Raw genomic sequence first — 11418 nt, 5'->3', positions numbered from 1 at the left:
TCTCCTCCCTTAGGAGGATATCTGTTAACACATATTCAACATATACTCAGTCATGCGTTTAATCATAAAGAAGAGGAACAATTATGTGGACTAAACCCCAATACACAGAAATGCGCCTTGGTTTTGAAGTAACTCTTTACATCAATAACCGCTAGGCAACGCCCTCTGGGATGATGAACAAAAAGGCTGCCTATGCAGCCTTTTTTTACTTGTAGTATGGAGTTATTATGCACGTATTGATTCTTGGTGCTGCCGCCGGGGGTGGATTTCCGCAATGGAACTGTCACTGCCCAAATTGTAAGGGATTACGGGAAGGAAAAATAAAGGCTAAAAGCAGAACACAGTCGAGCATTGCTGTCAGTAGCGACGGCAACAACTGGGTTCTCATTAATGCCTCCCCCGATTTAAGGGAGCAGATAAATAGCCATCCGCAGCTGTGGCCCGATGCCCATGTTTCTCGCGGCACTCGCATAAGCGCAATTGTGCTTACCGACAGTCAAATAGACCATACTACAGGCCTGCTAACTTTGCGCGAAGGTTTACCCCTTCCCGTTTATTGTACCGATGTTGTGGCCGAAGACCTAACCACCAGCTTTCCGCTTTTTACCGTATTAAAGCACTGGCACGGCGGACTACAGCAGCATTCAATTAATACCGATTATCATCAACGCTTTGTACCAAAGGGGGCAGAAGGCCTGACTTTCCAACCCGTGGTATTAGAGTCTAATGCGCCCCCTTACTCGACGTATCGCGACAACATTGTGCCGGGCAACAATATCGGCCTGAAGATAACTGACGACACCACGGGCAACGTGCTTTTTTACGCGCCGGGATGTATGCAGGCAAACGACACAGTAAAACAGGTGATGCGTGAATCTCACTGCGTGCTATTTGACGGTACGCTGTGGGCCAATGAAGAAATGATAGATCACGGTTTCAGCAACAAACTGGGCACGGATATGGGCCACATGCCGGTTAATGGAAAAGGCGGAGCCATAGCGCTTTTAAATGAATTTAACGTTAAGCGTAAAGTGCTTATTCATATCAACAACACAAATCGCGTGCTTGACGAAGACTCCAGTGCTTACCACAGCCTGTGTGAGCAGGGTATTGAATTGGCTTACGACGGTATGGAAATTGAGGTGTAGTAATGACAGAACACGCATGGTCTAGACAAGAATTCGAACAAAAACTGAGAGAAAAAGGCGCTTACTATCATATTCATCACCCCTTTCATAAACGTATGAATGAAGGACACTGCAGCGTTGATGAAATTCAGGGCTGGGTGGCCAACCGACTGTATTATCAAATGGCGATACCGGTTAAAGACGCGGCAATTTTAGCGAATTGCGAAGACCAATCGGTACGCAGAACCTGGATCCAACGAATTATTGATCACGATGGACGGGAAGGTGAAGACGGAGTGGGCGGCATAGAAGCCTGGTTGCGGTTAGGCGAAGCAGTAGGCTTGAACCGCAGTGAATTACTTGATGAGACCCACCTGTTGCCAGCGGTTAAGTTTGCAGTAAATGCCTATGTGAATTTTGCCCGCCGTGCGTCGTGGGAAGAGGCTGCCTGCTCATCGTTAACTGAAATGTTCGCCCCTGAAATACATCAAAGCCGACTAGATACCTGGCCTAGGCACTATACATGGATTGATAGTGAAGGCTTTACCTACTTTCAAATGCGGTTAAGTCAGGCGCGCCGTGATGTAAAGCATGGCCTGCAGATTACCCTTGACCACTTTGTTACCCGACAACAGCAAGAACATGCGCTCAATATACTGCAGTTCAAAATTGATATTTTGTGGAGCATTGCTGATGCCATCTGCTTTGCCTATGAATATAAGAGAAAGCCGTTTGATGGTATTGCCGACCAGCGGGTGTGCCATATAGGGAGGTTTTAATGATGTCGAATTTACAATCGCAAACCGAACACCACTTAGATGCTGATAGCACCGGTGCTGATAACGTGGAAAGTAACATTGAAAATAGCAGCAGTCACAACAACGAGGGCGGCCGCACAAGAGACAAAATAGCTTCTTTAAATCCGCTTTTTCGCATGCAGTACGAGAAAGCTCAGGGTTGTTATGTTTTGTTGTTCCCCGAAGGAATGATCAAACTTAACCCTTCTGCGGCAGAAATTCTTAAGCGTGTAGATGGCAACAATACGGAAAATGCCATTTGTGCTGAACTTCGCCAAGCGTTCCCTGATGCACCTGATGACTTAGAAGAAGATGTTCATGCATTTCTACTTCATGCCGAGCAAAAGAAGTGGATCCGCTATGACGAATGATACAGACGTTGATTTACAAACCGACGAACCAAATAGCATAACGCCTCCGCTATGGCTCCTAGCCGAAATTACCTATCAGTGCCCATTGCATTGCCCCTATTGCTCAAACCCAGTAAACATGGAAGAAACATTTAATGAGCTCTCTACTGAGCATTGGGAGCGTGTACTGCGTGAAGCGCGGGAAATGGGCGCCGTGCAATTGGGCTTTTCTGGCGGAGAGCCATTGCTTCGAAAAGACTTAGAGCACTTAGTCGCTTATGCGCGGGCTTTGGGTTTTTACACCAACTTGATCACCTCTGGCATTGGCATGACAGAAAAACGGATTGCCAAACTCAAAGAAGCCGGCCTTGACCACATTCAGCTGAGCTTTCAGGCAGCCAATGCCGAAGTCAACGACTTAATAGGCAACAAGCGTCACTCATTTGAACAAAAACTTAAAATTGCGAAGCTGGTAAAACAATACAACTACCCTATGGTGCTCAACTTCTGTATTACCGCGCAGAACATTCACGAAATACAAGACGTGATGGCGCTCAGCGAGCAGCTGAACGCTGATTTTGTCGAGCTAGCTACCGTGCAGTATTACGGCTGGGCCTATGAAAACAGAGACCATCTGTTACCTACCTCACAGCAGCTACAGGAAGCTGAGGCCGCAGTGAACCGCTACCGCGCGCAGCAAAACGGTAAAGGGCCAACCTTCATATTTGTGTCGCCCGACTACTATGAATCTCGCCCTAAGGCGTGCATGAATGGCTGGGGCACTACGTTTTTAACCGTAACGCCAGATGGCAGTGCCCTTCCGTGTCACAGTGCAAAGATATTGCCCCTTCGTTTTCCTAATGTGAAAGAACGTTCATTGCACGATATTTGGCACCAAGACTTTAGCTTTAATCATTTTCGTGGCGATAGTTGGATGCCGTCGCCCTGTAGGGACTGCGATGAAAAAGATAAAGACTTTGGCGGCTGCCGATGTCAGGCCTACCTGCTAACAGGTGATATGTATAAGACGGATCCGGTTTGCAGCAAGTCGCCCGATCACCATTTGATGAAAGGCATTACCGATAAAGCAGGTACTGCACCGTCGAAGGCACTACAGTATCGGAAGGTGGAAAAGCCGATTCCCATCCTAGAAGTAAATACATCAAGCTAAGTGTTTGGGATAAATACTATGTGGCGAGTACGAAATGGTGAGCGCCAAGTGGTAAGAGAGACTGTTAACCCGTTATGATAAAAGTGTATGTCTGAATTTCATTTCATTGATGCCAGCTCTGGATCAAAAGTACATAGCATTGTTTTTGCGCTAAAAACCCCTGCAGCAGGCCAATCTGGGCTATCTCATTTAGCTGAGCACATGAGCTTTCGACGCTCTCACCAATACCCCGCTGCCCACGAGCTTTTTGCAGCTAATGCGCTTCTGCCTGTCACTATAAACGCTACCACACTCGCCGAGTACACGTTCTTTTTCGCTTCGTCTGAAAAAGCGAACGTGCTGCTTGATGCTGTAAATTACCTGTACTGTGGCCTGCTTAACCGGGATTACGGTACCGATGAGGTTATCTTAGAGCGTGACGGGGTTATCTTTAACGAGCTCGCCATGCTAGAGGCAAACAGCGACTATGCATTAAACGCCGCTATTCGATTAGCCGATACCAATAAAAATGCCTATCAACACGCAGGTGGTTTTACACAAACCATAGGCAGCAACAGTATTCAAGCGCTTCAAGACTACAAACGCCAGTGGTATCAGCCAAGCAATATTACTACGCTGGTTTACAGCGATTCCCCCCTATTTTTTGAACAGTGCAAAGAGGTGGTCACAGCCTTGAGCGCGGAAACAGCCCTGAGCGCGGAAACAGCCTTGAACGAGATAGCGGCTTTAAGCGAAGGTCCAACCCTAAACAGAGACGCCCCTCTTAATCAGCCCCCATCTCAATACGAACACTCACATTCAGACAAAGAAGCCTCTCTTGATTCACAAACAATAAATGGCAAAAACGAATCAATAAGCCATGTCTTAACCTGGTGGTTTCCTCAGTGCTTTCTAAAGGGTTTACAGAAGCAAGAAACAACGCTTAACACTGTAGCAGGCCCTGAAAACACCTTATTTATTGACCCCGAAATTAATCAACAAGGTAAATTCGCAATTCGCCTCGTCACAAAAGAAGCGATTAAAGAAGAAGCAAGCGAGCTTTCGATAGAAGCACTTCCAAAGCTTTCACAAAAACTGACACACAAGCAGATAAAGGGTAGTAATAATCAAGAGTTGGAACGACTAAAAGATGTCGTATCCACGTGTCTCGCCTCATTAGATATCGCGCCTTCAAACCCGATGGCAAACACTGGTAAACACGCAGAAGGTGTAGGTGTAGCCATTCGTTATTTTGCGCAATTAACGAATGGGTTGTCTTTGAACGAGCGTGCCGCCAAAGATTGTACTGTCAAAGATAGTACCACCCAAAAAGCTTATCTAGCGAGTGCCAATAGAGTATGGCATTTTCGTCTGGGAGCACTAGCTTTACCTAAAAAATCAGTGGCACGCGAGCGTATTACAAAGGCACGTAAAGGCTTAGCCGCGCGAGCCAGCGCTTCCAATAGCGACCAAGCGCTTTTCATACCGCGTCTTATCTCCAAGTACCAACATGTTATTACTTTAGAGAACTTGCCTTCGCTCCCACGGTTGTTACACCCCCTCGCTAGAAACACTACTGCTTTAGCGCAATTTAACGCGGAGCAAATTGCTTCAGACTTAGCACCATTTTTAAACCCGTCCCCCTCCACAACAGTAGAGTCAGTTCCTCTTAATTCAGCCTCTAGTTATTCAGCCTCGCACTGGGTGTATCGCATTGCTTTCTATCAACAGGCAAGACTACACAAGGTATTGGCTGACCAGCTTTTTTGGCAACCAAGAACTTCGGGGGAATGCTATGCACTGGGCGCTGCGATTTATGAAAATAACCTGTATTTGTTTGGTGCAAGCGATACAAATATCAAAGAGCGTAAAAGCTGGTGCAATACGATTTTGTCGATGCCCATATAGGGAAATTCGGGAAAAAACACTGCTACCAATTTATGATACTTCCTCCCTCTTAAGGAGGATATTTTTAGGGAATGCTAAGGGCAATACTAAAGCTATAATTAATAACGAAGCAGTCAATAGCATGCCTACGCGAATTTCTACAAAAAGCTCTAGCCAAAACGTTTCACAATTCCCAACACATCAACTTGCCCGTTCACCATTTGCTCTTGCGATTATTGCAAGCGCAATAACCTATGCGTTTAGTTCCACTGCGGGCGCTACCATTGCATTAGATCGCTACGAGGTTATAGAGGTGCAGGGAGCGACGCCGCTTAGCGCCAACAGCAATAACTCTGCAGTATTTGGCAACGTTCAAACACTCACTCAAGATGACATTGAAGGGAGCGTTAACCGTTCACTACCGGAGCTACTCAAAACTCAGCTGGCAAGCGTGAACCTAAACGATGTTCAAAACAATCCGTTCCAACCCGACCTGCAATATCGCGGGTTTACTGCCTCTCCGCTGCTTGGCCTACCTCAGGGCATTTCGGTGTACCTAAACGGCGGTCGGGTTAATGAAGCGTTTGGCGATACCGTGCATTGGGACCTAATGCCGCTAGATGCTATCGATACTGTTTCTTTATACTCGGGTTCAAACCCGATGTTTGGCCAGAACACACTAGGTGGCGCCCTTGCGCTAACAACGAAAACAGGGTTTAGCTTCAACGCCAATGAAATCGATTTACAAGCTGGACAATTCGGTCAGAAGGCCGCGTCTGTGGAATCAGGTGGTCACAACGATCACTGGGCATATTACGTGAACCTGAATCACTATGAGGAAGATGGCTGGCGTGACTATTCGCCATCTGAAGTGCAGCAATTATTTACGTCCCTTGCTTATAAAAGTGACAAGATGCATCTCGACATGAACCTGTTTATGGCCGATAACGAATTACTTGGCAACGGTGCATCACCTATTGAATTACTCGATATTGAAGGAAGAGAGGCAGTCTACACCCACCCCGATAAGACCAACAACGAACTTACGCACGTTAATATCACTGGTGATTTTGTTCTAACTGATACCCTATCTTTAACCGCCAATATGTTTTATCGCGACACACAAACTCAATCAATCAACGGCGATGACAGTGATTTTGGTGCCTGCCAGTTCGCAGATGGGCGCGTAACACTATGCGAATTTGAAGATGACGATGATGATGACGACGACAATGACGATTTGCCTGTAGTGGGCGAAAGCGATGATGTAGAGGCGGTTGAATTTATTGGCTTTGATGACGACACCGCGCTTGCCGAAATTTCAGATGTGGACGCAGATGAACTTGATGGCACTTACAATACGGGCCGCACAGACGCAAAAGCGACTGGTTTATCTTTTCAGCTAGCGAAACAATATGCCTTAAGTGGCTTTAGTTCAGAGTTAATTGTTGGTGCCAGCTACACCAAAGGAGATGTTAACTACGCCGCTGATACTACATTTGGTATTTTGGAAAACGAATCTGCACAAGACTCACGCACCGTTTTACCCATAGACGGGCTTATGGCACAAGAAGCAAGAGTAAGATTAGATGTAGACACCACTGCTTGGTCGCTATTTTTCATGAATAGCACACAGCTTTCTTCAGCCGTATCACTTAATCTTGGTGGACGTTTTAACCGAGACCATATTGTTATGGAAGACCCTATTGATGACGGTGAAGGTTCATTAGATGGCGATCACCGTTTTACCCAATTTAACCCAGCGGTAGGTGTAGACATTACTATTGATGAGCAAAGCCAGTTGAATCTTGCAATCAGCCAGTCTTCAAGAACGCCAAGCCCAGCAGAGTTAAGCTGTGCAGATGAAGACGACCCGTGCCGCTTACCGAACGGTTTTGTGGCCGATCCTCCTCTTGATCAGGTGGTCACCCAAACTATTGAAGCGAACTACACCACACGCATTGATAACATCGACCTGATGCTAAATGTTTTTCACAGTAGAAGTAAGGACGACATTATCTTCCAACAAGCTGGCTCTGTTGCCTCTCGCGGATACTTTATTAATGTTGATGAAACCAAGCGTCAGGGCGTTGAGTTCAGCGTAGGCTCAACGTGGGAAAAACTAACCTACCGGTTAAACTACAACTATCTTAACGCAACCTATGAATCATCATTCACCTCATTTAGCCCCTTTAACCCTCAGGGTCCGGACCGGGTCGTAACGCCAGGTGACAAGATTCCTGGCCAGCCAGAACATTTAGTCAAGCTATACGCAGATTACGCCTTAACGGATAAAGCGCGTTTAGGGGCAGAAGTTATTTCAGCATCGAGTCAGTACTTTAGAGGCGATGAGGCGAACGAAAATGAAAAGATTGACGGATACGTTATTGCAAACATTTTTGCATCGTATCGTTTCAACGACACATTTACCGCATCACTACGATTGAACAACCTGTTTGACAAAGACTATGAAACCTTCGGCACTTATGGCGAGGCGGATGAGGTGTTAGAAGACATTTATCCCGACGTAGAAGGCGCAGAGTTCGTAGGTCCCGCACAACCGCGAATGGTCAGTGTGAATCTAAAAGCGAGATTTTAATCAGATAGCAGTTGTTACCACACGCACTTTTATCGACATAAAAGCTGAATAAAAATCAAAAAACGCGACTTACTTTTTCACAGTAGTCGCGTTTTTTATCATTTATACATTTAATTTTCCCGCTACTAAAGAAGGAGATTAACACGCCTTACGGCCAATGGTTCAAAATTCAATAAAACCTATTATCAATTTACTGGACACCGAAAGCATTAAAACCAGTCGAAAATAAAAACAAAAAGCCACTGTAATTAATCAACACTACCAATAATGGGACAGTAAAATGAAAAAGAACGCATTTACAAAAACCTGTTTATCTATTGCCATTTTAAGCACAGTCAGTTGCCATAGCTTTGCACAAGACGAGCCCTATTCATGGAATATCTCTGGATGGATAAATGAAGGCTTAACCTATTACGACGACGGTGTGGGTAGTGATGTGGCACAACTTTCAGACAACGGTACAACGCTAGGCAGCCGTATTACGCTTTCAGGAAACTATAAACTGGAAGAACAAGGCATGGACGTGGGCTTTGAGGTCATCATTGAACCTCTTTCAGGCGCACCAAACTTCGCCGGAGGAGGCCATCAAACGCCACTTTTATTTGCAAACCAGGACAACTTAGACACCTTCAATGGCGGCGACATAGGCCTGTTGGGCAGTAGCCTCTACTTTGGCGGCGACTGGGGTAAAATCACCATCGGTTTACAAAGCCTTCCCACCGATAACATTGCCGTTCTAGCCGATCCTTCTGGCACAATCTGGTCGGGAATTTCTCCATTATTTAGAGCTAATGGTTTCTTTATTCGAGGCGTAGAAGAAGGTTCAACCAATGTCGCGTGGGGTCAATTTGCTCAGTGTCTGGCAACACCTGGTTTGGGTATAGGGCTAGATTGTAATGGGATTTACCGTAATGGCGTACGCTACGATCTTCCCCAAATGGGCAATGTGAGTATTGCAGTTGGTTATGCAAACGACGAAATTTACGATATTGCGGTGAAATATGCAGCTGAACACGAAGGATTCAAAACCAATCTTCACGCAGGTTACTCGGTGAACAAAGATGGCGGCAGTAATGTTGGAGGCAACAGTTCAACTACGCTGCAACTGCAAGCTGGCGTCATGCATCTTGAATCAGGAGTATTTGGGGTAGCCACTTATCAGATGGAAGAAGCTGACGACGCGATTGTTGGCTCGGGTGATGATACAGATGCTTACTATTTTAAAGCGGGTATTAGAAAACAGTTCAATCGCTTTGGTGACTCTGCCTTTTATGCAGAGTATGCAAGCTACAACGACCAATATGGCATGGCGCATTTAGATGGCGTTACCGGCTCAGAACTTAGTCAGTGGGGTGTTGCGGCGGAACAATACTTTGGTTCTCGCTTCTTGTTATACGCAAAATACGAAAACCTTAGTTTGGATATCGAAGGTTCACAGGCTGCACAGGGCATCTATAACAGCGCAGAAGATTTAACCCTAATTCAGCTAGGCGGCACGGTATTCTTTTAAGCGTGATTTTAAAAACAACGCATATTTATAATATATGAACATACATTTAATTTCGCTGAGATTTTATACCTATCCAATCGTGATGTTTTAAATTCAATAAATATTGAATTAATTTAATTGTAAAGGTTGGAATTAAAGTGAATTTTTAAATTTAAAATGAAAAAGCGGGATACGTTCTCGCTTTTTCTCTTGAAGGAGAAAGCCCATGAAAAGCACGTCTCTATTTTTTTTAAATCTAAGTCGACTGTTTTTTTTATTCATGGTTTTAATACCATCAGTACGAAACGCTGACGCACAAACGATATTTCAAGAGGACAAAAACAATTTCATTGCCCTTGTTGAAAAGTCAGATGAAACAGGCAGTGGCAAGCGTGCCAATCAACACCCGTTTACGCTGCACGAGCAGGATATTACCGCCATACTCAGCGCAATACAGGTAGTTAAAAATAGAAATACATCAACACCGCTTTTTACAAGCGAACAGGTTGCTTTACTTGCAGCTTACTTGCCGCAGGCATTACGTAAAGCAACGGCTCAACAAGACATCGTTTTTGCGCTTAGTAAAGAGAAGCGCTATTTGGCAGGTCTTAAAACCCAAACTTATTACGTTGCAGGCAGTTTTTTCGTTGCAGACAGCAAGCTCAATATTCTTATTGGCGAATTCGACAAAGTCGCCAATAAGGCCTATGAAATGGCTTATGACCCCACCTCTCAAGGCTTGGTAAAGTACGACTTTAATTTTGGGCAACGAGAACAAGCAAAATTTTCATTTAACACTCCCCTTTCCTTTTCCGCTCATGGTTTAAAATTGAAAGCGAAAAATCGCTTCGACTGGGTAGTTGCGCCTACACAACTCACGCTTGAGGCATCGGTAGAAGAGGAAACACTTTCCCCGTCGAATAGGGAAAACACACCCAGTAAGAAAAACGTAGCTGGCTCAGCCCCCTTACCAGCAGAAATCGATATCGTAGCCCGTTTTAAACGGTTAGACGCACTAAAAAAGGCGAACCTAATTAGCGAAACAGAATATGCCGAAAAAAGAAGGCAGTTACTAAACGAGTTATAGAACGAAAGTCCCGCCAGCACTGGTCTTACGTGCTTTTTTATTATAAGCCATTGGTCTTATTAGGCCTGATTTAATGTTATTTTAATGTTAACATTAACGCAACATGAAGTTACTGAATAGCTTCTATGACAAAGGCGCGTCAAACCGCCTCTATTACGCTAAAAGAAGGCTTTGTATTCGGCAGTTATGTTTATACTCCAATAGCCTTTATTTGGTAGAGAGCTAGCGAATCATCTCGCTTTTTTAGCTTAGGGAAAGACCATGCACCGTATCCTGATAATTGACGATCACCCTATTTTTCGTCACGCAATGATTACTATTTTAGGGAAAAAGTTTCCCGAGTCGGAAACCCTAGAAGCCAATTCAATTTCTGAAGCATTAACGCTACTTGAGCAAGATGACAAATTCGACTTGATTATGCTCGATTTAAATATGCCGGAAACCTGCGGACTTAACGGGCTGTTAGAAGTTCGAAACCAACATCCCAACATTCCTGTGGTTATCATTTCCGCAGAGACAGAAAAGCAAAACATTCTGCAAACCATTTCTTATGGTGCCGTTGGCTTTATTTCAAAAAGCAGCAAGATTGAAGAAATTGCCACATCTATCGAAAGTATTTTTGAAGGGAACGTGTGTTTACCATCAGAGATATTGAGAACGCCATCTACCAGAACCCGCGTGACCAACGACAACGGTATTTCACCAGAACAAATTCGTTCATTAACGCGAAAAGAGCTGACCGTATTGAAATATTTAACGCAAGGGTTAGCTAATAAAGTGATTGCCTACGAGCTTAATATTTCTGAAACCACGGTAAAATCTCATGTCTCGTCTATTCTTAAAAAGTTGGGCGCGAGCAACCGAGTGAAAGTGGTGGCCAGTGCCGCGAATATCGATTTCAATCAATACGTATTTAATTAAGAACTGTTAGT

At 44.8% G+C, this 11418-nt stretch carries 10 protein-coding genes; all 10 read left to right on the top strand.

Annotation, left to right across the window (positions count from 1 at the left end):
* The first annotated feature begins 83 nt into the window (after positions 1 to 83).
* Positions 84 to 155, top strand: coding sequence for a pyrroloquinoline quinone precursor peptide PqqA (gene pqqA, locus C6Y39_RS19060; RefSeq protein WP_071953288.1), 72 nt, complete (start codon positions 84 to 86; stop codon positions 153 to 155).
* 72 nt (positions 156 to 227) lie between these two features.
* Complete coding sequence (pqqB, locus tag C6Y39_RS15270; RefSeq protein ID WP_105932106.1) at positions 228 to 1148, top strand: pyrroloquinoline quinone biosynthesis protein PqqB; 921 nt, start codon at positions 228 to 230, stop codon at positions 1146 to 1148.
* A 2-nt stretch (positions 1149 to 1150) separates the two neighbouring features.
* Positions 1151 to 1906 (top strand): pyrroloquinoline-quinone synthase PqqC, encoded by a 756-nt coding sequence (gene pqqC / locus C6Y39_RS15265; protein WP_105932105.1) that lies wholly within the window; start codon positions 1151 to 1153, stop codon positions 1904 to 1906.
* A complete protein-coding gene (gene pqqD / locus C6Y39_RS15260; protein WP_105932104.1) occupies positions 1906 to 2295 on the top strand; it encodes a pyrroloquinoline quinone biosynthesis peptide chaperone PqqD in 390 nt (129 codons plus the stop codon). The genes pqqC and pqqD overlap by 1 nt, the downstream gene beginning before the upstream one ends.
* A complete protein-coding gene (pqqE, locus tag C6Y39_RS15255; protein WP_105932103.1) occupies positions 2285 to 3445 on the top strand; it encodes a pyrroloquinoline quinone biosynthesis protein PqqE in 1161 nt (386 codons plus the stop codon). The genes pqqD and pqqE overlap by 11 nt, the downstream gene beginning before the upstream one ends.
* Before the next feature lie 87 nt (positions 3446 to 3532).
* Positions 3533 to 5332 carry an insulinase family protein gene (locus C6Y39_RS15250; protein WP_105932102.1) on the top strand — a complete coding sequence of 600 codons (1800 nt, stop codon included), beginning with the start codon at positions 3533 to 3535 and terminating at the stop codon, positions 5330 to 5332.
* A gap of 121 nt (positions 5333 to 5453) precedes the next feature.
* A complete protein-coding gene (locus C6Y39_RS15245) occupies positions 5454 to 7910 on the top strand; it encodes a TonB-dependent receptor (protein ID WP_105932101.1) in 2457 nt (818 codons plus the stop codon).
* 280 nt (positions 7911 to 8190) lie between these two features.
* Complete coding sequence (locus C6Y39_RS15240; RefSeq protein ID WP_105932100.1) at positions 8191 to 9420, top strand: porin family protein; 1230 nt, start codon at positions 8191 to 8193, stop codon at positions 9418 to 9420.
* Between the two features lie 205 nt (positions 9421 to 9625).
* The gene (locus C6Y39_RS15235) at positions 9626 to 10486 is read left to right on the top strand and encodes a hypothetical protein (RefSeq protein ID WP_105932099.1); all 861 of its coding nucleotides are present in this window, start codon (positions 9626 to 9628) and stop codon (positions 10484 to 10486) included.
* A gap of 261 nt (positions 10487 to 10747) precedes the next feature.
* A complete protein-coding gene (locus C6Y39_RS15230) occupies positions 10748 to 11407 on the top strand; it encodes a response regulator (RefSeq protein ID WP_105932098.1) in 660 nt (219 codons plus the stop codon).
* The last annotated feature ends 11 nt before the right edge of the window (positions 11408 to 11418 follow it).

Source organism: Alteromonas gracilis (assembly GCF_002993325.1).
Taxonomy (GTDB): Bacteria; Pseudomonadota; Gammaproteobacteria; order Enterobacterales; family Alteromonadaceae; genus Alteromonas; species Alteromonas gracilis.
This window is presented reverse-complemented; position numbering and strand designations above follow the sequence as displayed.